This is a genomic window from Bauldia sp. (genome assembly GCF_965232525.1).
Lineage (GTDB): Bacteria > Pseudomonadota > Alphaproteobacteria > Rhizobiales > Kaistiaceae > Bauldia.
Window position 1 is genome coordinate 1645509 of sequence record NZ_OZ246980.1, and the last position, 23546, is coordinate 1669054.

Sequence of the window (23546 nt, forward strand, 5' to 3'; positions counted from 1 at the left end):
GACGGTTGAGTCACGTCGGCGCGACTCATCAATCGATCTGGGCATCCACTGCTCGGACGAGGCTTACTGTTCTGCCTTTTTGTGAGCGGGCTCGCGGCGTCTGCATAGCCGCCATGACCTTGCCTACGCACCGGCAAGCTGCTTGTAATCCTGGACGTCCGCCACGGACCGGTGACAAAGGGGAATCGGATATGAACCTGAGGCTTCTTGCTTTCCTCAAAGCAATTGTTCTCGCGCTTGTGTTGGCTTGGCCCGCCTCCGCATCGGATGCGGAAATGGTGGCTGAGGTCGAGGCGACCCTGGAGACGCTCAAGAAAGCCTTCGTGGATCGCGACGGCGCAACGATCAAGCAGATCATGACCGAAGACGGTCTGCTCATTACCCCCTACTACCACGCGGCAATGACACCGGATGAAGTGGCGGCGAACCTCAGCACCCTCCTTATCGAGAGCCATGCCTCTCACCAGGTCAACGTCAGGCCGCTTGGGCCTGGGCGAAGCCTGATGACCTTGTATACGTCCTTTGAGGGAACGTACGACGGGCGGCCGCTGCCGCGTTGGGTCTTTTCGTCCGCGGTCTGGGTCAGGCGGGATGACGGCTGGCGGGTCGAGCTCTATCAGGAGACCGTGGTCGACGCGCCCTGAACAACGGGCACCGCGATCGATCGCACGGCCGGCCTAGTCCGCCATCACCAGGTCGGCGCAGCGGTCGCCGAGCACCATCGCCAGCGCGTTGGTGTTACCGGCATTGATGTTCGGCACGGCAGACATGTCGCAGACGCGGAGTTTGTCGATGCCGCGCACCCGCATCCGCGCGTCGAGAACCGCCATCGGGTCGCCGTCGGCGCCCATCTTGGCGGATCCGGCAGGGTGATAGTTGGTCTTGACGAACCGCTTGCAGTGGGCCGCCATCGCCTCGTCGCTGCGGTCGGCGGTGAGCGGGTTGATCACCCGGTCGATCCGCTTCGCGAGCGGCGGCTGCTCGAAGGCGCGCAGGAAAAAGCGCTGGCCGGCGATCATCGTGCGCATGTCATCGGGGTCGCTGAGGAGATTGGGCGAGACCAGCGGCATATCCGCCGGATCGGCGGAGCCAAGCCGAATCTCGCCGCGTGACTTGGGCTTGATCACCACCGTGGTGATGGTGATCCCGTAGTCCTCGTCGATGATGTCGCGGGCGTCACGATCGCGATAGACCATCGGCACGCAGAACGCCTGGATCGCCGGTGGCGCCTCGGGATCGTCCGGATTGACGAAGGCGCCGGCCTCGACGCCGGCAGTGTTGATCCGCCCGGTGCCGAACAACTTGAACTGCAGGCCGTTCCACAGCATCCGCCAGCCTTCGCCCTGCTTGAAATAGCCGTAGGGTCCATTGGCGGTCGCCGTCATCGGCACTTCCGGATGATCGATGAAGTTCTGGCCGACGCCGGGGTGATCCACAATGCACGGAATCCCGTGCTCGGCGAGATGATCGGCCGGACCGATGCCGGAAAGCATCAGCACCTGCGGGGTGACGATGGCGCCGGCTGAGACGATCACCTCGCCGTCAGCATGGACGGTCTGGGTGCTACCATCGCGATCCTTGTATTCGACGCCGACGGCCCGCTCGCCTTCGATCAGAATCTTCTGCACCGGCGACTGAAGCTTCACCGTCAGGTTGGGATTATTCTTCTGCGGTGCGATGTAGGCATAGGCGGCGGAGCTCCGCTTCCCGCCACGGTTCATGAATTGATAGAAGCCGACCCCGCGCTGGGTCACGCCGTTGAAGTCCGGATTGAACGGTTCGCCGAGCGCCTGAACCGCTTGGACGAACCAACGCGAGACATCATCGATGTGACCGGGGTCGGAGACCAGCATCGGACCGTCAGTCCCGTGCCGGTCGTTATGCAGGCGGTTGTTGCTCTCCATCCCCCGGAAGTGGGGGAGCATGTCGCGCCAGGCCCAGCCGAGGCCATCATTGTTGCCGCGCAGGATCTCGTCCCATTGGTCGTAGTCGGATGGCCGCCCGCGGATATAGACCTGCGCGTTGACCGACGAACCGCCGCCGAGCACGTTGCCCTGGGGGATATCGTGGACCCGTCCGTCGAGATGCGGTTGCGGCGTGGTCCGGTGGTAGCGCATATACTTGGAGCCGTTGATCAGCTTGAAGATGCCCGGTGGCATGTCGAGGAGCGGGTGCCGGTGGGAATAGCCGGCTTCAAGCAGGAGCACGCGGGCGCCACCCTCGCTGGCGAGCCGCGCCGCGGCGACGCAGCCCGACGATCCGCCGCCGACGACGATGTGGTCGAACGTCTCGGTCATGGGCGGGCCATCGCGGCCGGTCGCGGCCCCGTTGCCCTTGGTCGCGGATTCATCTTAGGTAGCCCTCCCTCATTCGGCACCTTCGTTCTAGCACCCCATTTCCCAATCTGGAAAAGTCAGCCGCCACATTTTTAAACATACAAAAAAGCAGAACGGAGGAAATTGGGAGTTCGCGTTTCTTTTGAAAATCAGCTAGTCTATCGGAGCGCGAGCAATTTTAGTCATACTAAAACTGAGATCACGCGACGCATGGGATCTGCGCTTGCGGGAGAGGAGCGAACCTGTCCGATGAGCCCGATCGCCCAGGTTGACGCCAAGCTGTACCGCATCCCGCTGCCCGAGGTCATGGCCGACGCCAAGCATGGCGATCATACCCATTTCGAGCTGATCACGGTGACAGTGGCTCTCGCCAACGGCCTGACGGGAACCGGCTACAGCTATACCGGTGGTCGCGGCGGGCAGGCGATCCACGCGCTCGTCAAGCACGACCTGGCGCCGATGCTGATCGGTCGCGATGCCGACGCAGTGGAGGATCTCTACGAGGCGATGCAGTGGCACGTCCACTATGTCGGCCGCGGTGGCATCGCCTCGTTCGCGATCTCGGCGATTGACATCGCGTTATGGGATCTGCGCGGCAAGCAGCGTGGCGAGCCGCTGTGGAAGATGGCCGGCGGCGCTGGGACCCGCTGCCGGGCCTATTGCGGCGGCATCGATCTCAACTTCCCGCTTCCGAAACTCCTCGCCAACGTCCGGGGCTATCTCGATCGTGGCTTTGACGGCGTGAAGATCAAGGTGGGCAAGCCGGATCTTGCCGAAGATGTCGCGCGGGTCGCTGCCGTGCGCGACCTGATCGGACCGGAGGTCGCCCTGATGGTCGACGCCAATTACGGCATGACGGTCGACCAGGCGATCGCCGCGGCCGAAGCGTTCCGGCCCTACGATCTCGTGTGGTTCGAAGAGCCGATCGTGCCGGACGACTATGACGGCTACGCCCGCATCGCCGAGGCGACCGGGATGCCGCTGGCGATGGGCGAAAACCTGCACACTATCCACGAGTTCGACGAAGCGTTTGGGCGCTCGAAACTGAGCTACATCCAGCCGGACGCGTCCAACTGCGGCGGTGTTACCGGTTGGCTTCAGGTCGCCGCGCGCGCGGCGGCGCTTGGCATGCCCGTCTGTAGCCACGGCATGCAGGAGTTGCACGTCAGCCTCGTCGCCGGACAAGCCAACGCCGGGTGGATCGAGGTACATTCCTTCCCCATCGATCAATACACGACCCGGCCGCTGGTTGTGGAGGATCACCGGGCGGTTGCTCCCGACGTTCCGGGGATCGGAGTCGCGTTCGATTGGTCTATGCTGGAGTCGGCCAACGATCTCGCGGCCTGAGGGGGAGGAGATGGAAACGACAGCGACTTTCTACACCGGCAACAAATCGTTTTCGGTGGAGCAAACAACGCCGACACGACCAGGGCCCGGTGACGTTCAGATCGACGTCGCTTATTGCGGCATTTGCGGCACTGACCTGCACGTTTATCTCGGTCACATGGACAAGCGTGTCGGTGATCATCGCACCATCGGTCACGAGATGTCGGGGATCGTCTCTGAAGTCGGCGCCGATGTCGTCGACATCGCGCCTGGTGATCGGGTGGTGGTCAGACCGCTCGACCCTTGCGGAAAATGTCCGGCCTGCCGCCGCGGCCACCAGCACATCTGCCAGAACCTCAAATTCCTCGGCCTCGATACCGACGGTGCCTTCCAGCAGAAATGGACCGTGCCGGCGCATACCATTCACAAGCTGCCCGACGGCCTGCCGCTCGAACACGCCGCCCTGATCGAGCCGGTGGCGGTTGCCTGTCACGACGTGCGGCGCGGACGTGTGGCGGAAGGCGACGACGTGCTGGTGATCGGCGGCGGACCGATCGGCATGCTGATCGCGATGGTCGCGTCCCGCGCCGGCGGCAACGTCACCGTCTCCGAGATCAACTCGCACCGCCTCGACATGGCCGACAAGCTCGGCTTCCGCGCACTGAACCCGAAGGATGTGGACGTCGCCGCGGCGATCAACGACACGACCGGCGACAAGGGCGCCGATATCATCTTCGAAGTGTCCGGGTCCCAGGCGGGCGTCGATCTGATGACCGCGGTCGCTGCGACCCGGGCGCGGATCGTGATGGTCGCGATCCACGCGGCCAAGGCCGAGGTCGACCTCTTCCAGTTCTTCTGGCGCGAGATCGAAATGATCGGCGCGCGGGTCTACGAGCCGGAAGATTACGAGGAGGCGATCCGCCTGGTCGCCTCCGGCGCGATCGATGCCGAGACGTTGATCACCGACGTGCAGTCGCTCGACCGGATCGGCAACGCCTTCGCCGAACTCAGCGGCAATCCGAAGGCGATGAAGACCCTGATCAAATGCAACGAGGTGGCCTGACCATGAGCGTTCTGTCCTCCTTCGATCTGTCCGGGAAGACCGCGCTGGTCACCGGTTGCAAGCGCGGCATCGGCAGGGCGATGGCGATCGCCCTGGCCGAAGCCGGCGCCGATATCGTCGGGGTGTCCGCCACGCTGGAACCGTCCGGGAGCGCAGTGGAGGCGGACGTGATCGCGCTCGGCCGGCGCTTCGCCGGCTATGCCTGCGACTTCGCCGATCGCGGCGCGTTGACGGCGTTCGCGGCGGCGGTCAATGAGGAACACCCGACCGTCGACATCCTGATCAACAACGCCGGAACCATTCGCCGGGCGCCGGCGGCTGAGCATTCCGATGCGATCTGGGACGAGGTGATCGAGGTCAACTTGTCGGCCCAGTTCATCCTGACCCGTGAGATCGGCCGCGGCATGGTCGAGCGCGGTTCCGGCAAGATCGTTTTCACCGCCTCGCTACTGACGTTCCAAGGTGGGATCACGGTGCCGGGCTATGCGGCGTCGAAGGGCGGTGTCGGCCAGTTGACCATGGCATTCAGCAACGAGTGGGCCGGACGGGGCGTGAACGTCAACGCTATTGCCCCCGGCTACATCGACACCGACAACACCGAGGCACTGCGGAACGATCCGGTTCGCTCCAAGGCGATTCTCGACCGCATTCCTGCCGCGCGCTGGGGCCGGCCGGAAGACTTCGCCGGACCGGTTGTGTTTCTGTCGTCGGCCGCGTCGGACTACGTCAACGGTGCGACCCTGCTCGTCGACGGCGGTTGGATAGGGCGGTAGTCGCTCTCGCTTACCCGCCAATGTCGGGGCTCGTTTACCGGCGATGACGACAAGGTCACAGACGTCCGGCAATCCAGAGTGCGACCCTGACCACAAACCACAAGATGAGATGTTGCCGAAGCAACAATGACGGTTGCTGGCGAAAACGGCGTTCGACGATGGCGGCGTTCACTGACACATTCGTCGCTGACGTGTTCAGCTTCACCGCTAGAATACAAAAACAACGCGTGTCACAGTCAGGTCCTGCTGACACACGATCGAAGGTGGGCCAACTGCTGGCTTGTTCTTTTCAGGCGAACCGATGGGTTCGAAGCGAGGTCGGAAGACCCTACACCGCGGTGAAATAGATCTGACCAAAGGAGATGTGCAATGAAGAACCTTATCGTTTCTTTGGCATTGGTGCTGGGCATCCCGTCAGTAGCATCCGCCGAGGATTTAGAATTCGATTGCCAGAAGGGGTGGGGCGAATGCAAAGATACGTGGTACGCCGTTGAGGGCGGGCCAGTGTACGTGACGATTAAGTGCAGTGATGGTAGCAAGATTTATGACCAGTATGTCAGTAGCCCTAATGCTAAAATTATATGTCAATTCGATAAAGATGATAATTCTTCTGTTACTTATGAATGCAATCAAGGAGGCCAGAAAGTGACCTACGATATTAAGGCACATCTCAAGTGCAAATGAACCGTGCGGTGATCCAGCGCCGCTCTAGGCATAGCTGGCTTTAGCGAAATCTGAACCTAGCGACGCCGCAGGGTCGACAGTCCGACCTTGCCGCCGAGCGTTGTCGGGTCGGAGAACAGTTGCGCCAACAGCGCCACCAGAAACGCGGTGCTGAGGCCGAAGTTCAAGAGCCCGGTCACCGCGGCCATGGCGCCAAACACCCTGAAGTCGGGCCCAAGGATCAGGTCGCCGTAGCCGAGTGTGGTGTAGGTCACGAGCGTGAAATAGACCGCCTCCTCGAGTGTTGGCAGCGCGCCGGCAAGCTGGAGGGTAAGAGCCCAGACCCAGACGACGACCGTGTGGCCGGCGACGATGGTGCCGACGGCCACGGCGATGAGGATGGCGGAATGCCGCATCAGTCGAGGGTCGGGAAGCCGCCGACCAAGCGCCTGGATCAGGATGACGGTCAGCACCAGGGTCAACACGTGGGACAGAGCGGAGAGGCTGAGCAGGGCTCCGCCGAAAATGATCTGGAAGATCATGCCGCGCTCCTGGTTCGGCTGATGGGCGGTCGAACCGAGTGATGCCTCAAGACATGTTAACCTCAAATAAAGCCGCCATGCCCCGATCGACTTCGCCATAGCTATTGTGGTGGGGATTCTGCTTTGGGCGTTTGTGATGCTGGAGCCTCTTGCAGGGGAAGCCAAAGTCGCTCAATCTGACGCGTCAAAAATCGGTCACCCGGTGATGTCGACTTAATCAATGTCTGGGGCTTCCCGTTCGGGAATGAGGAGGTGGGCATAAATGCTAGCAATCGCGGTATCGAAGCTTAGTATTCGGCTCTTTCTAGTCAGTGCCACAATGATTTTAATGATCACCGCGGCGCAGAGTTCCTCAGTATACGATAGAAATTGTAAGGAAGATTATTGTGAAGATGACGGAAAAGTTCAAAATGACCAAAAGTCGCCAGCGGAAACGTGCCCTCTTCCCACTCGCATTTGTTACGGTCAAGTGAAAATGCAGGTGACCTGCGATGGACAAAGACCGCAGTCACTGAAATGCTCTAGTCAAAATGTTAATATTACATGCCAAGCATCTCAAAATGAAGGTAACGACAAAAATTCATGTTGGTGTCAGATTTCTAATACTGCGGAAACACTTTGTATAGGAGTATGTGGTCAGTATCCATTGAAAACAAAGACACAATGTTAATGGTCCGCTATTCGATGCGAAATGCAGTGAAGAACGGCAACCGGAAGCGTGGGTATGGGATCATTTAGAGTTAATCGTTCGTGACGACATCGAATGCGGCGCCGCGGTTACCATGCCCTCGGCCGCGACGGGACCTGGCCCACCGGGGTCTCCAAGCGGTGTGTCGCGCGCCCCTCGAAGCACGCGAAAAAATCCTGAGTGTAATACTCATGTTATGATGTAAAATCACACTGCAGTCATCGGTTGAACCAGAAAGGTGATGACGGTGACTGCTCCCAAGCTGCTTCTAGCGACTGCCCTCGCTGGTGTCCTTGCCCTGCCTGCGTTCGCGCAAGAGCAAGGCGCCAAGAACGTTATCCTCATGGTCTCGGATGGGATCGGCTTCAACGGCTGGCTTGCCGCTGACTACTACCAAGGTCTTGCGGGTCAGCAATCGTACCAGATCGCGCGCTCGGACGGGACGACTCCCGTCGTCTTCGGCCTCGACCACCACGCGCTGAACCTGATTGACGCCGCCGGCAACGTGCTGCCCAGCGCTGGCGATGTGTCTCTGGCCGCCGGTGCGGTCGCACAGGGCTACGACCCTACGACCCGTTGGACACGGTTCGAGAACACCATGCGCAACGACTTGCCGCCCGTGGGTGAGCGCTACACGTCATATACCGACAGTGCCGCCGCCGGGACCGCGCTCATGGCTGGTCGCAAGACATCGAACGGTCGCGTCAACATGGACTGGACCGGCAAGGAGAACTTCCGCACCATCGCGGATATCGCCATGGATCAGGGCCGCGCAGCGGGTTCCGTCGCCTCGGTGATGGTGTCACACGCGACCCCCGCGGCGGTGATCGCCCACAACACTTCGCGCAACAACTACGTCGATATTTTCAACGAGATGGTGGCGAGCGACCTCGACGTCATCATGGGCGCCGGGCATCCGCTCTACGACAACAGTGGCAACCAAATCGAGCCTGAGGACGAGGAAGCCTATCGCTTTGTCGGCGGCTCCGAGACTCTGGCCGCTCTGACCAGCGAGGAAGGCCTGAACGGTTTCGCCTTCATCGACGCCAAGGCGGATTTCGAAGCGCTCGCAGCCGGTGAAAACCTGCCCGAGCGTGTTGTCGGCATCGCGCGCGCCGGCTCTACCTTGCAGGCAAGCCGTGACGGTCTGCCCGAGGCGGATACGCCTTCCGGTATGGCCTATAATCCGGCGGTGCCCGATCTGCCCACAATGAGCCCCGGCGCGCTGAATGTCCTTAACCAGAACGAGGACGGTTTCTTCCTGATGATCGAGGGTGGCGCGGTCGACTGGATGGGGCACGGCAACGACATGCCCCGTTTCATTGAGGAGCAAATCGACTTCAACCTGGCCGTGGACGCGGTCATCGAATGGGTTGAGGAAAACTCCAGCTGGGACGAGACTCTGCTGATCGTCACCTCCGACCACGAATGCGGGGGTATCTGGGGCGAAGGCACCTGGACCAACGGCGTCGGTGGCCCGGTTTCGGCGGATCGCAGCGACGCTGCGCTCGAGGCTGCCCGTTTCAACCCGACCGAGGATGTCTTCAACGAGTATCTCGCGGTTCAGAACCGCGGGACTGGCGTCATGCCGGGCTACCAGTGGTCGTCACGCAACCACACCAATGAGCTGGTGCCGCTTTGGGCGATCGGACCGGGCGCTGAGCTCTTCGCCGATTTCACCCGCACCGATCTCGAGGCTGCCGAGCTCTGGGGTGAAACCTACGGATGGGATGGCAACTTCGTTGATAATACATCGGTGTTCACCGTCATGAACGAGGCCTTCGCGGCCAACGAGTTGGCCAAGGCGACTCAGTAAGATCCGATAGGCGGTCGCAATAGGCGGCCGCCCATCCTGGCGTCGGCTTGACCTTTTTTCCTCTAGCCGCGATCTGTTGATGGCCGGGATCGGCGGGACGTGTTGAGGCCCTTCTTGTCAGAGTGAAGTCCCAGATCGCGGCAAGACGGGCCCGCCGCCTGGATCAGGATTTCCGTTGGCGCCAGGGTTCAGCGTTTTGACAACGCGCGGTGCCGACGGTGGCGTCTCGGCAAATCGGTTCACGCTATCGTCGTAAACATCCGCTAGCCGCATGGCCCCCGTCGGAGGCCACCGGAGCAGAACCATGCCGCAGATCATCGAAGGCACGCTGACCCTCGACGACGCCCGCCGGCATATTCCCCATAGCTTCGATGTCCCGCCCGGCGCCAAGCAGATCAGCATTCGCTTTGACTATAACCCGAAACAGCCGGCGCCCGGCCGGTTTGCCCATGAAGTCAGCATCAGCCTGTTCGATCCGGAAACCGGCCGTGGCGCGCGTCACTGCAATCCGGACCAAGCGATCCTTCTGACGCCGGACGGCGCGACACCGGGCTACACGCCGGGGCCGTTGACGCCCGGAGAGTGGACCGTCTTCATCGACACCCACCGCATCCTGCCGCCCGGTGGTGTGCGCTATACGCTCGAAATCGATGTCTCGACCGAACCGTCCGATTTCCGCACGCCGGTCTTCCAGAAGGGCGCGACCGCGCCCCGCGGCCCGGGCTGGTATCGTGGCGACCTTCACGGGCACACCCTCCATTCCGACGCTCGGTGGAGCGTCGCCGACTTTGTCGCCTACGCGCGCGGGCGGGCGCTGGATTTCGTCACCCTCACCGATCACAACACAGTGTCGGCGCTTGCCGAGTGCGACAGCATGGCGAACGACGATTTGCTGACCCTCGGCGGCATGGAACTCACCACGTTCGCCGGTCACTGCCTGTCGATCGGGCCGCGCGAATGGATGGACTGGCGGGTCCGCGACGGTGACACAATGGCCGATGTCGCGAAGCGCCACATGGCTGCCGGCGGCTTTTACATCATCGCCCACCCGATGTGCATTGGCGAGCCGTTCTGCTCGGGGTGCACGTGGCAGTATCCGGATATGATGCCGGGGGTCGCGCCGGCGGTCGAGGTCTGGAACGGCCCGTGGGACCAGGAAAGCAACAACGAAGACGCTCTGAAGCTCTACTACCGTTGGCTCAATCAGGGGCACCGCCTAGTGGCCACCGCCGGTTCCGACACCCATGGCCCGTTCCCGAGCAACGCGCGCATCGGCTACAACCATGTTTACGCCGAGGCGCTCAGTGAAGACGCGATCCTGGGAGCGCTCCGACAGGGCCACTCCTACGTCAGCAGCGGCCCGCGCCTGTCGCTAACCGTTGAGACTGCCGACGGCAACGCCGGGATGATGGGCGATGCGTTCGACGCCGCGACCGCCGAGATCAAGGCGTCGTTTGAGGATTGCCCATCCGGCGCCATGGCATGGCTGATCGCTGGTGGCAGCAAGCACAAAGGCGCCGACGTTCAGGTTCTCGACGAGGTCAGCCTCGACGAAAAGCGGAGCGAGCGGTGGACCGTTCGCCCCGAGGGTCAGTTCGCCTGGTACGCCGTCGAGGTGCTCGACCCTGACGGTCAGGTCCACGCCCTGACCAACCCGGTCTATTTCTCCCGACCCTGACAGTACGACGGCCGGTTACGGCGTCATCAACTCGCGCAGGAAGTTAAGCGCTTCGGTTTCGCCTTTGATCCGCGCATACCAGTCGCCGCGCGGCCAGCCATAGTCGGCGTCTTCGTGCTCGATGGCGATGGTGCCGTCAAAGCCGTGCTGACGCACCTTGGCGATGAACGCCGGCCAGTCGATCAGGCCGCGGCCGGGGAGTCGATATCGCCACCAGTTCTCGCCGTGATAGCCGACCTGCTGCAAGACCTCCTTGTCGATGGAGGTGTCCTTGGCATGCAGCATCTTCACCCGGTCGGCCACCTCGTCATAAGCCCGCATATGGTCGATCCCCAACCGGACGAAATGGGACGGATCGAACTCGATCCCGAACCGTGTGTCGGGGATCGCGGCGAACAACTTCTTCAGCCCCGCCGGTGTCGTGCCGATGAAGCGGTTGTCGGGGCCCGGCCAGTTTTCCAGCGCGAGCTGCAGCCCCGAGTCCTGTGTATCCGCCAGCAACGTCTGTGCGTGCGCAGCGAAATCGGCGTAGTTGTCGTCCTCGCTCATCGACGGATCGTAGCCGGGGAAGAGGATCACTATGGGTACGCCCGCTGCGGCGCTCGCCTCGCAATAGGCGGCAGTCGTCGCCCGAAATGCCTCCCGCTTGGTACGATCCGGATCGAGCTGGTTGCCGACCACCGCGATCGACGATACCGCCAATCCCAGCTTCTTCGCCGCGGCAACCGCGTCCGCGACCCGTTCCGGTTCGCGCACGTGCCGGCCGGCGTCGAGCTCGACGGCATCGAAACCGACCTCTGCGGCGAAGTCGAGAACGTCGCTTAGCGGACGGTCATGAAGGGTCGACGTAAAGAACCCGATCTGCATGCGAGAAAAAACTCCAGTCTAGGTGAATCGTTAGGGTGCGATTGCCGCGCCGGTGAGGTTGTCGATGGCGCCGGCGGCCATCGCCACGGCCTCGGCGGCGTCGACGTCGTAGGCGGCGGCGACCGCGGCGGGGTCGCGATAGCCGACCTTGGTGGTCCCGCCATCGTCCCAGATCAAAACCCGCAGCGGCAACTCATAGCCCATCAGCGGATTGGCCTGGATCAGCGGCGTGCCGACCCTGGGATTGCCGAAGATCACCGCGGTGTTCGGCGCGAGTTCCATCTCGACCGATTCGGCGCCGGCGGCATGATCCACGACGGCGAAGACGCGGGCTCCAGCGTTTTCGACCGCGGCAGTCAATTTCGCGGTTGTGTCGGCGACGGTGTGGGGGCTGGTCTTCTCGATCCAGCCATCGTCGGCAACTGCAAGCGGGGCGCTGATCATGGCGAGTCCCAGTGCGATTGTGGTGATGCGAAGCATGACGGGCCTTTCGTTGTCGTGATGGAAGGGAGGCGAGCGTAGCGGGTCAATGTGGCCAAAGCGTCTCGGTCGTCCATATCCGGCAGGTCTTAGCCCAGTTCGAAGGTCGTGACACCGTACACCCGGTCAAGGGGCAAGGTCGGCGCCGGGCCGCGATACATGCGTGCCGTCTCGAAGGACGGCTTCATGCCATAGCGTTCGACCAGCGCCAATCCGTTGGCGTTCGGTTCGGGCACGTCGAGGGCGACTTCTGCCGGTCCGACCGGTGCCACAAGATCGCGGAGCAGCGCGTCGGCGATTTCCGGTCGGTCGGCGAACAGTGGGCCGATCTTGTAGCCGACTCGGCACGGTCGGATCACGCCATAGCCGCGGATCGCACCATCGTCGTGCCAGACCAGGGCGCGCCGGTGGTCCGGGTTGATCCAGTGCGCCAGGAACCGCGATCGTTCGGCCGGCACGAGGCCCCGATCATAGGCCACCAGGTCGGGGGTCGGTCCCGTGAGCTCCCGGATCTCAGATGCGCCGCTCGGCGTCGTGTCGAGCACGCCGGTGAAGCGGATGTTGCGTTCGGACAGGACGAAGCCGGATCGCTTGTATTTCGGCTGCTGGTCGACCACGCCGTCGAGGCCGATCGTGCGATCGCCGACATGCTGTATGCCTTCCTGCCATAACCGGAACCCTGCGTTCCGGCCGCGAAATTCCGGACGGCAGATGTAGAAGCCGAGAAAGGCGTAGGTGTCGTCATAGGTCACGGCGGAGATACAGGAGATCGGCTCGTCACCCTGCCAGCCGACCAGGAAGCCGTTCGGGTCTGCGCCGTAAAAGGCATGATGGTCGTCGTGACCGGGGTTCCAACCTTCCGCCGCCGCCCAGTCCGCCATCATCCGTACATCGTCCAGTGTCGCCGGTCGGATTGCCAATCCGTCCATCGCCATCTCCCGGGTTTGGATGTTCAGAAAGCAGGTGTGTTCGCTCGTTGTCGCCGGCGTCAATGCTCAATGAAGCCAACGGGGTCACAAAGAGCGTGCAGGTGCCTATAACATGGGTTCTGCGTTGTCTGAGATTCCCCAAAAAAGAGCGAGGAAAAGTCCATGGAGGTCGAGCGGCTTCGGATTGCCGTTGTTCCCGGCGACGGTATCGGGCCAGAGGTCTGTGCCGCGGCCATTGAGGTTCTCAAGGCGGCAGTCGATGGTGTCGCCGACCTCGACCTCGCCACCTATCCCGCTGGTGCCGAAACCTACCGCAGCACGGGCGATGCCTACCCGCCAGAGACGCTTCGGGGTTGCCGCGACGCCGACGCGGTTTTGCACGGCGCTGCTGGTCTACCCGACGTGACGTTTCCGGACGGCACGGAGGCGGGGCAGGACTTCTCTCAGAAGACCCGCGCCACCCTTGACCTCTATGCCAACATTCGACCGGTGAGGACCTGGCCGACCGTATCGCCGGCGGTCACTTCGGCGCTGTCGCGCCCGGTCGATTACATCATCGTGCGGGAGAATACCGAGGGGCTCTACGCCTCGCGCGGCGGCGGGACATTGTTGCGCGACCAGGTCGCGACCGACACCATCGTTATGACCCGCGAGGGTATCGAGCGCGTCGTGCGGAAGGCGGCCGACCTCGCAAGGCGCCGCGGTGGCGCGCCGCGCGACGGGAAGCGGCGCGTCACCGTCGTGGATAAGGCGAACGTGCTTCGCGGTTACGCGTTCTTTCGCAAGGTCGCGCTCGAGGTGCTGGAGGACTACCCCGATGTCGAGACCGAGTGCATTCTGGTTGATGCGATGACCACGTTCATGGTGCGTGAACCCGAGCGTTTTGATGTGGTCGTTACCGAAAACATCTTCGGCGATATCCTTTCCGATCTTGGGGCGGCGACCGTCGGTGGCCTGGGGCTGGCGCCATCCGCGGAGATCGGCGACAGCCACGGGTGCTTTCAAAGCGTGCATGGGTCGGCGCCGGACATCGCCGGCAAGGGGATCGCGAACCCGATTGCAACGATACTGTCCGCCGCGATGATGCTCGACTGGTTCGGTGAGCGCCGCCGGAATGCCGAGCTATCGAAGGCCGGTGAGCGCATTCGGACCGCGGTCGAAGAAGTCCTGTCGGCCGGCGAGTGCCTGACGCCCGACCTTGGTGGGACCTCGAGCACCGTCGAGTGCGGCGAAGCGATCCAGCGCCGCCTTGCGCCTGTGGCGGCATAAGCGGTGACCAAAACAATATCCAACGGGGAAGATGGATGATGCAGCGGGTGGGGGCGAGTGAGCTAACGGTACCGACACTGGGACTCGGAACCGGTCCGCTCGGCGGCATGAAGGCGTCGGTGAACGACGCGCAATCCGATAGCGTTCTCGATCAGGCTTGGGTGAGCGGGATTCGCTTCTTCGACACCGCGCCCTGGTACGGCACGACGCAGAGTGAGCATCGGCTCGGGCGGTATCTCAGGAACAAGCCGCGCGATGAGTTCGTTGTGACGACCAAGGTCGGGCGGGTCTTCAAGCGCCCCGATCGCGGCTTCGATTTCGAGCGCTCGCAATGGCGGGAGCGCTGGCCGGGCGGCTTACCGTTCGTGCCGCATTTCGACTATTCGGCTGGCCCAATCCTGCGGTCGTGGGAAGACAGCCTGCAGCGGCTGGGACTGCCGCGCGTCGATGGCCTTGCCATCCACGACCTGGACCCGCGCCACCGCAAGACCGATGCCGGCGTCGATGGAGGTTTCCGGCAACTTGACCAGGAAGGCGGGTTTGCCGCGCTACAGGATCTCAAGCGCTCCGGCGAGATCGCGGCAATCGGCGCAGGAATCAACCTGCCAGGCCTGATCCCCCGTTTTCTCGAGCACTTCGACATCGACTACTTCGTCCTCGCGATGCCTTATACGCTGCTTGATCAGCAAGCGCTCGCCGAGGAACTGCCGCTATGTGAGGCGCGGGGTGCTAGCGTGATCATCGGTGCGCCGTTTGCCTCCGGCATTCTCGCGACTGGGACGACCGCGGAGGCGACCTATCAATATAAGCGCGCGGACGAGCCGGTGCGCGAACGGGTGCGGGCGATCGAAACGGTGTGCGACGCTTTCGATGTGCCGATCGCGGCCGCGGCGCTGCAGTTTCCGGTGGCGCACCCCGCCGTTGTCTCGGTGATCCCCGGCGCCGACACCGCCAATCATGTTCAGGCGAATGTCGCGGCCTTCGGTATCGAGATTCCGAGCGAATTATGGGCGGCACTCAAGGAGAAGGGACTCATTGCGGCTGACGCTCCGGTCCCCTGAGACGGACTCAGCCGCGTCGGCCATAGCGAATGTGCTACCACCGACGATCGCTACATGAGGGGAGGGAGCAGGTGACGCCAACAGACACATATGAAGTGTTCGCCATCAAGTATTCGGAGCTGACCGACCGGCGCCGGGTCGACAACTTCATTCAGGACGACAACCATTCGGCCCTTCACCCGATCGACTATTTCATCTGGGTGATCCGCAACCGTGACAGGACGATACTCGTCGACACCGGCTATGACAGCGCCGAGGGCGCGGCCCGCGGTCGTCCGACGATTGTCGATCCGCCCGAGGCTCTGCAGCGGATCGGCATCGCGCCCGACAGCATCGATACGATCATCGTCACCCACCTGCACTACGACCATGCCGGCGGTCTCGCCGACTTCGCCGGCGCCCGGTTGCACCTCCAGGCCGCCGAGATGGCGTACGCCACAGGACCATGCATGTGCTACCAGGCGCTGCGCCATCCGTTCACGGCGGGCCACATCTGCGAGGCCGTCAAGCGGGTGTATTCCGGGCTGGTGACGTTCCACGACGGCGATGCAGAAATCGCGCCGGGCGTCACCGTTCACCTGATCGGGGGGCACAGTATGGGCCTGCAGAGCGTGCGGGTGAATACCCCTGAAGGTCCGTTGGTGCTCGCCTCCGACGCCGCGCACTACTACGAGAACTTCGAGCAGCGCAAGCCGTTCCCGATCGTTGCCGACGTCGGTCAGATGCTGCGTGGCTTCGATCGGCTGCGTGAGCTTGCCGGTAACGACGGACGGATCGTACCCGGCCATGATCCGCTGGTGCGTGAGCGGTACCCACAGGTGTTCGCGGACACCGGCATCGACGTTCGACGCTTGTAGGCGCGAGGCTACGCGTCGTCGCGCACGATGAGTTGGTGATCGAGAAGAACCGAAGGACCGTCGGCACCTTCCGCCATCGCGTTGAGCGTGTCGGCGACGGCATCGCCATAGGCATCGTAAGGCACCCGAACCGATGTCAGCCAAGGAGCGATCCATTCGTTAAGCGGATTGTCGTCGAAACCGATGATGTCGACGTCGCCGGGGACGCTAAGGCCAGCTTCGCGGCAGACCCGGTGGGCGCCATAGGCGATCAGATCACTAAGGCAGAAGATACCGCGCGGCGGTCGGCCACGCTCAAGCAGTTTTCGCATCGCGTCAGCGCCGATTGCCAAGTGATCGGCCTCCGCTCCGGCCATCACCCGACCGCGCGGAAGCGGATGCCCGGCAGCCTTGGTCGCCTGGCGGAAGGCGGCAACCCGTTCTTCGGTTGCCGACGACGCCAGACTGCCGTGGATCACGGCAATATCGCTGATGCCGCGAGTCAAGAGATGGTCGGCGACGTCACGTCCGGCCTGGCGGTTGTCGATGCCGACAAACGACGCTTTGCCTTTCGGTGGGCGACGATTGACGAAGAGCAGCGGGATGGCGCCGTTTCGGAATTCGTCGAGCTTCGGGCTGTCGACGACACCGAGGAAGACGATGGCGCGGGCAAACTGGACCCGCATCTCCATGAGATATTCGTCCTGGAGATCGGCGCGGTCGTGGGTGTCGCAGAGCACCATCGTCAATCCGTGACGCCGCAGGGCAGCCTCCGTCGAGGCGGCGATCGCTGCCATTGACGGGTTGGCGACGTTGGCGGCGAGGACGCCGACCAGATGGCTTTGCCGGTTCCGGAGTGCCCGGCCCGCACTGATCGGGCGGTAGCCGAGGTCTCGCACCGTCTGGCGTACCCGCTCGACCGTCTCGGGGGAGGCCTTGCTGGTGTTGCCGTTGACGATCCGTGACACGGTGGCGACCGACACCCCCGCGGTTTGGGCAACTTGGGTGATCGACACCGTTCGGATCGGTGATGCCGGCTGCCGCTTTGCCTTAGTTTTCTTTATCATTGCCTGGTCTGACACCGCTGTCGTTGCATTTTTTGGTCGCTCGGCCTAAACTCGCGGTTAAACGTTTACCCAGCTCATATAGGTTAAACGTTTACCTAATGCGAAAGATTTAGCCAAGGGAGGAAATCGCATGCGCTGCAAACAAGCGTTGGCCTGGGCCGCGGTGGCAGGGCTTCTCATGGCCGGGTCGGCTCGCGCCGACACGGAACTGGTCGTCTGGCACGATCTCGGCGACAACGGCGTCAAGTGGTTCGAGGAGATGAGCGCCGCGTTCGCCGAGGACCATCCCGGGGTGACGGTGACCTCGGTGAGCTTCCCGACCGATCAGTGGTTCGGGCGGGTGACCAGCGCCCTCAACACCGATACGGCACCGGACCTGATCTACAACAACTACGAGCGGGTGATCCGCATCCAGAACCAGACCGACCGGGTCATGGATCTCAGCGATGTCCTGGCCCAGGTCGACGACAAGGATTTCCTCAGCGAAGACGACCTACGGGTCGCAACCTATGACGGGGACATGATCATCCTGCCGGTTCAGCGGGTGCAGATGGGATTCGGCGGCCGCAAAAGCTGGTTCGACGCGGTTGGCGAGTCGCTGCCGACCACGTGGGACGATGCCAAGCGCGTCGCGATGAAGTTCAACGAGAGCGATCCCGACGGTAACGGTCAAGCCGACACCTTCGGCTTTGCTTTGCAAGCCGCGAACCCTCGTGACCTCATCCACATGCTCGACCTCTTCACCTTCGGCTCAGGTTTGCGCCACACGCTGATCGATCCCGACGGCAACATCGTCATCGACCAGCCGGAGCACGCGGCGGTGTTGGAAGAGTTCCTGCGAACCTTCACCGACTATGGTTTTGTTGCGCCGGACACCATCAACCATTCCTTCGGCGAGATGTACCAGGTGATCGAGGGCGGCCGCGGCGGCATGTTCCGCGTCGGCGACTGGAACGTGCGCAAATGGGATGGCGAAGACGTGCTCAACGGTGACTTTCTGGTCGGTCCCTGGCCGAGTCACACCGGTAACGACGGCGGCTTCGTGGTCATCGGCGGTATGCGCGGCGTCGCGGTACCGGAGAATTCGCCGAACAAGGATCTGGCCATCGACTTCGCCAAGTTCATGCTGTCGAAGCCTGCACAGCAGGCATCGTTGGAGAACGTCGGCGCCGCGGTGCGTGGCGATCTCGATGTGGACGACTTGTCCGAACGGCGGCAGTTCTTCGCCAGGGCACAGGGACCGCTGATCGCCTACGACTTCCCGGAGTCGATCCATACGTTCTATCCTGAGCTGGAAGCCGCTTATCATCGCAAGCTGCTCGGTGCGATCGCCGATCCGCCGGAAGACTGGCAGGCGTTCATCTCCGAGACAGCGCAAGAGATGCGGGATCTTGCCGGACAGCTCTCTTCGCAGTGACGGTCTTCAGGGCGGGCGGATCGCCGCTCGCCCTGTTCCCCCCGTCGGCCAGTGGGCCACGGTCGCGTCGCGGCTGATCGCGGCGCGGCGCACGCCGGCCTTCTATGCCTTTGTCCTGCCGTTCGCGGCTCTGACGATCGTCTTTGGCATCTGGCCGATCCTGCTCAGCATTCAGGTATCCCTGACCGAATCGGCGACCGCATTGCGGACGGACCCCACCTATGTGGGGCTGGCCAACTACATCTCGATCCTGAGCGATCCGATCTTCCTGAACTCGCTGTGGCGAACCCTGCTCTATACCCTGCTCGCCGTCGTCGCCAATGTCGGGTTCGCCCTGGCCTATGCGCTGCTCCTGCACTCGCCGGCGATCAGCCGCGGCGGCTTGTTCTTCAAGGCAGCAATGTTCCTGCCTGTGGTGACGCCGGATGTCGCCGGCTACGTCGTCTGGCGTTGGCTGTTCGATCAGAGTTTCGGCGCGGTCAACGCCGCACTAGAACTCGTCGGCCTGCCTGCCTTTGGCGGGATCGCATCGACAACCACTGTCTTCCCGGCGATCCTGATCGCCGAGCTCTGGCATCACGCCGGCTTCTACACCGTGATTTTCCTGGCCAACCTCGCGATCTGCGACCGGTCGCTGGAGGAGGCGGCCGATATTGACGGCGCCAGTAGCTGGCAGAAGAAGGTGATGGTGATCCTGCCGCAGCTCCGCCCGGCGATGATCATCAATACGGTCTATGCGGTCATCCAGTTCCTCAAGACCTTCACCGTCATCGTCGTGATGACCAAGGGCGGGCCGAACGACGCCACCAACTTCGTTAGCTACTACGCGTATCGGCTGTTCGACCAGGGGCGATATGGCGAAGCGACGGCGATGGCCACCGTGCTGTTTGTCATCGTCATCGTCTTTGCGCTGCTCGCTTACCGGATCGGCGAACGGGGAGATTGGCGATGACCGTTCGTCCTGTGACCCGCATCCTGGCCTACGCGACCGCGATCGTGTGCAGCGTGTTCTTTCTCTATCCCTATTGGTGGATGCTTCTCGGCGCGTTCCGCTCGACCGAAGCGGTTCTCACCAGCCCGCTGCGCCTGTGGCCGGAGAGCTGGAACCTCGATGCGTTCCGCGAGATCGCGATGATCGGCGGCAAGCCGTTGTGGCTCTACGCGATCAACTCGGTGGTGATCACTAGCCTCTCGACGGTGATCGCCGTCGCGGTCACCGCGATCGGCGCCTACGCCCTGGTGCGCAAGCCAAAGCTGCCGGGCTTCGCCTTCCTGCGGTACGGGTTTCTGACCACCATCATGTATCCGTACATGCTGCTCGTGATCCCGGTCTACATCGTCATGTTCAAGATCGGGCTGCTTGGCACCTATGCCGGCATCATCCTGTTCCTGGCGCTGGGGCCGGTTCAGTTCTTCCTGTTCGAGCAATTCTTTCGCTCGATCCCGAAGGAAGTGATCGAAGCGGCGATCGTCGACGGTGCCAGTGAAGTCCAGGCGCTGACCCGCATCGTGATGCCGATGGCCGCCCCAATCGTCGCGACGGTTGGCATCATCACGTTCCTGCTCAACTGGGCCCAGTGGTTTCCGGTTCTGGTCGTCTCGCGCTCTCCCGACACCTACACGCTGCCGGTCGCGCTCCTGAACCTCAACGGCGAATTGGGTGTCAACTTCCAGGGCATCATGGGGCTGGCGGCGATCACCACGATCCCGGTGACGATCGTGTTCCTCCTGTCGCAGCGGCGGGTCATGCAAGGCATGGCCGAAGGCGCGGTCAAGGGATGAGCGCGATGGACGCGCCGGTGGCGAACAGCGATACGGATGCCGCGCTGAAACGGCGGATCGACGCCGCGCGGGACGCGACACTGACGTGGCTCGACAGTGTCGCGTTCGCCGGTGGTCCCAAAGGCGTCATGCGGATCAGTCACGCCCATGACGCCGACGCGTGGCCGGGCGTCCTGCTGCCCGGCACCTACAACGGTATCCTGTGTCGCGAACTGATCGACGGCCTTGACCGACTCGACGGAGAAGATCGCGCCACCCTGGTCGCCTGGTTCGAGGCGTTCCGGACCGAGGACGGCCGGTTCCGGATGACCGGCATGCACGACACCGCGGTGTTCAAGAAACCCGACCGCGACGAGACCTGGCGCTACATCGACTTCCACGTCACCAATTACTCGCTGGCGGCGATCGAGGCGCTTAATCCCGATCGCATACCGAACCTGATTTTCGCGCGGCCATGGCTTGATCCGATCTACCTCAAGGCGTGGCTGGCCGACCGCGATCTGCGCGACCCCTGGCAGGAAGGGAACAACATCGTCAACCTGGCGAGTTTCCTCGCCGGCATCGAGCGCACCGGCGACGCCGCGGACCAGCGGGCAGCGGCAGCAACCTTCCCGATCCTGTTCGACTGGCACGATCGACTACAGGAGCCGACCACCGGTTTCTGGGGTGTCGGCCAGAGCGAGCCCGACCGGCGTTTGGAAGCGGTTGCCGGCGCGGTTCACAACTATCACCTCTGGTACAGCCGCCGCAGGCCGATTCCGTATCATGAGCGAGCCATCGACTATGCGCTGACCTGGAATCCGGCGGTGTTCAGCGCCTGCATCGACGTGGATATGGTCGATCTCCTCGCCCACGCGGCGCTCCTCACCGACTATCGCCGCAGCGACATCGAAACCTGGCTGCATCGGATGGTGGGCGCCCTGCTCGATGCGCAGAATCCGGACGGCGGGTTCTGCGACGAACGCGAGGGCGTACGCCGACAGGACGGTTGGGTCGGCGGCTACGAGGAACCGCACGGTATCTCCAACACCTTCGCCACCTGGTTCCGCTGGATCGCCATCGCCATGGCCGCTGACGTGTTGTGGCCTGGCTGGCGGCACTGGCGGTTCCGCCGCAGCATGGGGATCGGCTATCGCCTTGGCGGGGTGACATGACCGACGACGACAACGATCCGTTCGCCCATCTTCACGATGAGCACTATCGCGATCGGTTCAACCGACCCTTGGTCGGCCATCGCGACATGGTGTTCATGGGCGGACGCGACCGGATCGCTCTCGCCGGCCCATGGCGGTTCGCGCTCGACCTGTTTGACGAAGGCCTCAGGCAGAGGTGGTTCGCGGACACGCCGGGTCCGCCGGAGACGTGGCCGGTGCCGCGCGACTACGACGCAAGCGGCGGCGAGACCATCGAAGTGCCGTCGTGTTTCACGGCCGTTCGCCCCGAATGGCGCTACTTTGAAGGCGGAGCTTGGTACACCCGCGACATCGACGGCAGCACCTTCGATCCGGATGCCCGCGTTGTCCTGCGGGTCGGCGCGGCGAACTACGCCGCGCGGGTCTTCCTGAACGGGCGCTTCCTTGCCGCGCACATGGGCGGCTCGACGCCGTTCTTCGTGGAGCTCACCGGGCATCTCGAATCCGGACAGAACCGCTTGCAGATTAACGTCGACAACCGTCGCGACCCGCGGCGGGTGCCGATGCACCACATCGATTGGTTCAATCATGGCGGTCTGTTCCGAGAGGTGGACCTGATTGCGCTGCCGCCGGTGTTCATTCGCGACGTTAGCGTTGCGCTGGCGCCCGGGGGCGATGGGAGCAGGATTGCCGTCGCCGTCCGGCTGTCCGACCGGGCCGACGGCAATGCGGACGTGTTCGTGCCGGAGCTCAGGGTCGCAGCGACGGTGCCGATCGAGGCCGGGCAGGGCGGCGCCATTATCGACGCGGCTCCCGACCTCTGGTCGCCGGATACGCCGCGTCTCTATGACGTCGGCATCCGCTTCGGCGATGACCGGGTGAGCGACCGTGTGGGCTTTCGCGACATCCGGGTCGACGGCGAGCGGATACTGTTCAACGGCGACGATGTTTATCTGCGCGGCATATGCGTGCACGAAGACGACGCCGAACATGGTCGCGTCACCAGCGAAGCTGATCTCCGTCGTCGCTTCGCGCATATGAGGGAGCTTGGCTGCAACTTCGCCCGGCTCGCCCACTATCCACACCACGAGCGTGCTGCCGAGATTGCCGACGAGGTCGGCATCATGCTGTGGGCGGAGATTCCGGTTTACTGGGCGATCCGGTTCAAGGACCGCACAACCTATGCCGATGCCGAGAATCAGTTGCTCGAACTGATCGCCCGCGATCGAAACCGCGCCTCGGTGATCATGTGGGGTGTCGGCAATGAAAACGCGGACACCGATGCCCGTTTCAAGTTCATGAGCGGACTGGCCGACACCGCGCGACAGGCCGATCCGAGCCGGCTCGTCACCGCGGCGTGCCTGATCAACCGGGAAACGTTTCGCATCGAGGATCGTTTGGCCGATGCGCTCGATATCATCGGTCTCAACGAATATTTCGGCTGGTACGAGCCTGATGTCGGACCGCTGCGAACGCTGCTCGCGAACTCAAACCCGGGCAAGCCGGTGGTGATCAGCGAGACCGGTGCGGACGCACTCGCTGGCTTTCACGGATCGCTGACGACGTTTTTCACCGAGGAACGCCAGGCGCAGTTCTACCGCGACCAGTTCGCGGTACTCTCGCTGTGCGACTACGTGCGCGGTGTCTGTCCGTGGCTGCTCTACGATTTCCGCAGCGAACGCCGACAGATGGCCCTCCAGGGTGGCTTCAACCGGAAAGGGCTCATCGCGGAAGACAAGGCGACCAAGAAGCAGGCGTTCGATGTCGTGGCCGCCCACTACCGCGCGATGTTGGGCAATTGAGTAGCGCCCGCAGTGTCA

Annotated in this window: 21 protein-coding genes; 15 read left to right on the forward strand and 6 right to left on the reverse strand. The window is 63.0% G+C overall.

What is annotated here, in order from left to right; translation table 11 throughout:
* Positions 1–191 precede the first annotated feature (191 nt).
* A complete protein-coding gene (locus tag ACO076_RS07830; protein WP_421726160.1) occupies positions 192–644 on the forward strand; it encodes a nuclear transport factor 2 family protein in 453 nt (150 codons plus the stop codon).
* 33 nt (positions 645–677) lie between these two features.
* Here the strand turns inward: ACO076_RS07830 and ACO076_RS07835 are convergent, their stop codons facing one another.
* The gene (locus ACO076_RS07835; RefSeq protein ID WP_421726161.1) at positions 678–2297 is read right to left on the reverse strand and encodes a GMC family oxidoreductase; all 1620 of its coding nucleotides are present in this window, start codon (positions 2295–2297) and stop codon (positions 678–680) included.
* A gap of 288 nt (positions 2298–2585) precedes the next feature.
* Here ACO076_RS07835 and ACO076_RS07840 point away from each other — a divergent pair, with 288 nt between their 5' ends.
* The 4 genes from ACO076_RS07840 to ACO076_RS07855 all read left to right on the forward strand — a co-directional run bounded on the left by ACO076_RS07840 (position 2586) and on the right by ACO076_RS07855 (position 6182).
* Positions 2586–3683 carry a mandelate racemase/muconate lactonizing enzyme family protein gene (locus ACO076_RS07840; protein ID WP_421726162.1) on the forward strand — a complete coding sequence of 366 codons (1098 nt, stop codon included), beginning with the start codon at positions 2586–2588 and terminating at the stop codon, positions 3681–3683.
* 10 nt (positions 3684–3693) lie between these two features.
* The gene (locus tag ACO076_RS07845) at positions 3694–4725 is read left to right on the forward strand and encodes a zinc-dependent alcohol dehydrogenase (protein WP_421726163.1); all 1032 of its coding nucleotides are present in this window, start codon (positions 3694–3696) and stop codon (positions 4723–4725) included.
* A gap of 2 nt (positions 4726–4727) precedes the next feature.
* Positions 4728–5498 carry an SDR family NAD(P)-dependent oxidoreductase gene (locus ACO076_RS07850; RefSeq protein WP_421726164.1) on the forward strand — a complete coding sequence of 257 codons (771 nt, stop codon included), beginning with the start codon at positions 4728–4730 and terminating at the stop codon, positions 5496–5498.
* Between the two features lie 369 nt (positions 5499–5867).
* Entirely contained in the window at positions 5868–6182 is a 315-nt protein-coding gene (locus tag ACO076_RS07855; protein ID WP_421726165.1) for a hypothetical protein, read from the forward strand.
* Positions 6183–6238: 56 nt separating this feature from the next.
* On the opposite strand, the gene ACO076_RS07860 is transcribed toward ACO076_RS07855, so the two are convergent.
* A complete protein-coding gene (locus tag ACO076_RS07860) occupies positions 6239–6703 on the reverse strand; it encodes an ion channel (protein WP_421726166.1) in 465 nt (154 codons plus the stop codon).
* Positions 6704–7638: 935 nt separating this feature from the next.
* On the opposite strand from ACO076_RS07860, the gene ACO076_RS07865 reads away from it, so the two are divergent.
* Together ACO076_RS07865 and ACO076_RS07870 are read left to right on the forward strand one after the other, a co-directional pair.
* Positions 7639–9207 (forward strand): alkaline phosphatase, encoded by a 1569-nt coding sequence (locus ACO076_RS07865; RefSeq protein ID WP_421726167.1) that lies wholly within the window; start codon positions 7639–7641, stop codon positions 9205–9207.
* Positions 9208–9511: 304 nt separating this feature from the next.
* Positions 9512–10885, forward strand: coding sequence for a CehA/McbA family metallohydrolase (locus ACO076_RS07870; protein WP_421726168.1), 1374 nt, complete (start codon positions 9512–9514; stop codon positions 10883–10885).
* A gap of 15 nt (positions 10886–10900) precedes the next feature.
* On the opposite strand, the gene ACO076_RS07875 is transcribed toward ACO076_RS07870, so the two are convergent.
* From ACO076_RS07875 to ACO076_RS07885, 3 genes are all read right to left on the reverse strand, one after another.
* Complete coding sequence (locus ACO076_RS07875) at positions 10901–11752, reverse strand: sugar phosphate isomerase/epimerase family protein (protein WP_421726169.1); 852 nt, start codon at positions 11750–11752, stop codon at positions 10901–10903.
* 30 nt (positions 11753–11782) lie between these two features.
* Positions 11783–12232 carry a DUF302 domain-containing protein gene (locus tag ACO076_RS07880; protein WP_421726170.1) on the reverse strand — a complete coding sequence of 150 codons (450 nt, stop codon included), beginning with the start codon at positions 12230–12232 and terminating at the stop codon, positions 11783–11785.
* 89 nt (positions 12233–12321) lie between these two features.
* A complete protein-coding gene (locus ACO076_RS07885; protein WP_421726171.1) occupies positions 12322–13161 on the reverse strand; it encodes a GNAT family N-acetyltransferase in 840 nt (279 codons plus the stop codon).
* A 162-nt stretch (positions 13162–13323) separates the two neighbouring features.
* Here ACO076_RS07885 and ACO076_RS07890 point away from each other — a divergent pair, with 162 nt between their 5' ends.
* From ACO076_RS07890 to ACO076_RS07900, 3 genes are all read left to right on the forward strand, one after another.
* On the forward strand, positions 13324–14430 hold the full coding sequence (locus ACO076_RS07890; protein WP_421726172.1) for an isocitrate/isopropylmalate dehydrogenase family protein: 1107 nt from the start codon (positions 13324–13326) through the stop codon (positions 14428–14430).
* A 38-nt stretch (positions 14431–14468) separates the two neighbouring features.
* Positions 14469–15491: an aldo/keto reductase gene (locus ACO076_RS07895; protein WP_421726173.1), complete on the forward strand. Its 1023-nt coding sequence runs from the start codon at positions 14469–14471 to the stop codon at positions 15489–15491.
* Between the two features lie 71 nt (positions 15492–15562).
* Complete coding sequence (locus ACO076_RS07900; RefSeq protein ID WP_421726174.1) at positions 15563–16348, forward strand: N-acyl homoserine lactonase family protein; 786 nt, start codon at positions 15563–15565, stop codon at positions 16346–16348.
* Between the two features lie 8 nt (positions 16349–16356).
* Here ACO076_RS07900 and ACO076_RS07905 read toward each other — a convergent pair whose 3' ends face one another.
* Positions 16357–17343 carry a LacI family DNA-binding transcriptional regulator gene (locus ACO076_RS07905; RefSeq protein WP_421726175.1) on the reverse strand — a complete coding sequence of 329 codons (987 nt, stop codon included), beginning with the start codon at positions 17341–17343 and terminating at the stop codon, positions 16357–16359.
* Positions 17344–17524: 181 nt separating this feature from the next.
* Between ACO076_RS07905 and ACO076_RS07910 the strand changes: the two genes are divergently transcribed.
* From ACO076_RS07910 to ACO076_RS07930, 5 genes are read left to right on the forward strand one after another with little or no spacing between them, the layout of a single operon-like run.
* On the forward strand, positions 17525–18811 hold the full coding sequence (locus tag ACO076_RS07910; RefSeq protein ID WP_421726176.1) for an extracellular solute-binding protein: 1287 nt from the start codon (positions 17525–17527) through the stop codon (positions 18809–18811).
* Complete coding sequence (locus tag ACO076_RS07915) at positions 18786–19763, forward strand: carbohydrate ABC transporter permease (protein WP_421726177.1); 978 nt, start codon at positions 18786–18788, stop codon at positions 19761–19763. Before ACO076_RS07910 ends, ACO076_RS07915 begins: the two co-directional genes overlap by 26 nt.
* Positions 19760–20593: a carbohydrate ABC transporter permease gene (locus tag ACO076_RS07920; protein ID WP_421726178.1), complete on the forward strand. Its 834-nt coding sequence runs from the start codon at positions 19760–19762 to the stop codon at positions 20591–20593. The genes ACO076_RS07915 and ACO076_RS07920 overlap by 4 nt, the downstream gene beginning before the upstream one ends.
* Positions 20590–21747, forward strand: coding sequence for a hypothetical protein (locus tag ACO076_RS07925; protein ID WP_421726179.1), 1158 nt, complete (start codon positions 20590–20592; stop codon positions 21745–21747). Before ACO076_RS07920 ends, ACO076_RS07925 begins: the two co-directional genes overlap by 4 nt.
* Positions 21744–23528 carry a glycoside hydrolase family 2 protein gene (locus tag ACO076_RS07930; protein WP_421726180.1) on the forward strand — a complete coding sequence of 595 codons (1785 nt, stop codon included), beginning with the start codon at positions 21744–21746 and terminating at the stop codon, positions 23526–23528. The genes ACO076_RS07925 and ACO076_RS07930 overlap by 4 nt, the downstream gene beginning before the upstream one ends.
* Positions 23529–23546: the final 18 nt, after the last annotated feature.

What these genes read in the sequence shown, in the direction of transcription:
- ACO076_RS07830 (WP_421726160.1), top strand. Translation starts at nt 192, where the DNA reads ATGAACCTGAGGCTTCTTGCTTTCCTCAAAGCAATTGTTCTCGCGCTT.
- ACO076_RS07835 (WP_421726161.1), bottom strand. Translation starts at nt 2,297, where the DNA reads ATGACCGAGACGTTCGACCACATCGTCGTCGGCGGCGGATCGTCGGGC.
- ACO076_RS07840 (WP_421726162.1), top strand. Translation starts at nt 2,586, where the DNA reads ATGAGCCCGATCGCCCAGGTTGACGCCAAGCTGTACCGCATCCCGCTG.
- ACO076_RS07845 (WP_421726163.1), top strand. Translation starts at nt 3,694, where the DNA reads ATGGAAACGACAGCGACTTTCTACACCGGCAACAAATCGTTTTCGGTG.
- ACO076_RS07850 (WP_421726164.1), top strand. Translation starts at nt 4,728, where the DNA reads ATGAGCGTTCTGTCCTCCTTCGATCTGTCCGGGAAGACCGCGCTGGTC.
- ACO076_RS07855 (WP_421726165.1), top strand. Translation starts at nt 5,868, where the DNA reads ATGAAGAACCTTATCGTTTCTTTGGCATTGGTGCTGGGCATCCCGTCA.
- ACO076_RS07860 (WP_421726166.1), bottom strand. Translation starts at nt 6,703, where the DNA reads ATGATCTTCCAGATCATTTTCGGCGGAGCCCTGCTCAGCCTCTCCGCT.
- ACO076_RS07870 (WP_421726168.1), top strand. Translation starts at nt 9,512, where the DNA reads ATGCCGCAGATCATCGAAGGCACGCTGACCCTCGACGACGCCCGCCGG.
- ACO076_RS07875 (WP_421726169.1), bottom strand. Translation starts at nt 11,752, where the DNA reads ATGCAGATCGGGTTCTTTACGTCGACCCTTCATGACCGTCCGCTAAGC.
- ACO076_RS07880 (WP_421726170.1), bottom strand. Translation starts at nt 12,232, where the DNA reads ATGCTTCGCATCACCACAATCGCACTGGGACTCGCCATGATCAGCGCC.
- ACO076_RS07885 (WP_421726171.1), bottom strand. Translation starts at nt 13,161, where the DNA reads ATGGACGGATTGGCAATCCGACCGGCGACACTGGACGATGTACGGATG.
- ACO076_RS07890 (WP_421726172.1), top strand. Translation starts at nt 13,324, where the DNA reads ATGGAGGTCGAGCGGCTTCGGATTGCCGTTGTTCCCGGCGACGGTATC.
- ACO076_RS07895 (WP_421726173.1), top strand. Translation starts at nt 14,469, where the DNA reads ATGCAGCGGGTGGGGGCGAGTGAGCTAACGGTACCGACACTGGGACTC.
- ACO076_RS07910 (WP_421726176.1), top strand. Translation starts at nt 17,525, where the DNA reads ATGCGCTGCAAACAAGCGTTGGCCTGGGCCGCGGTGGCAGGGCTTCTC.
- ACO076_RS07920 (WP_421726178.1), top strand. Translation starts at nt 19,760, where the DNA reads ATGACCGTTCGTCCTGTGACCCGCATCCTGGCCTACGCGACCGCGATC.
- ACO076_RS07925 (WP_421726179.1), top strand. Translation starts at nt 20,590, where the DNA reads ATGAGCGCGATGGACGCGCCGGTGGCGAACAGCGATACGGATGCCGCG.
- ACO076_RS07930 (WP_421726180.1), top strand. Translation starts at nt 21,744, where the DNA reads ATGACCGACGACGACAACGATCCGTTCGCCCATCTTCACGATGAGCAC.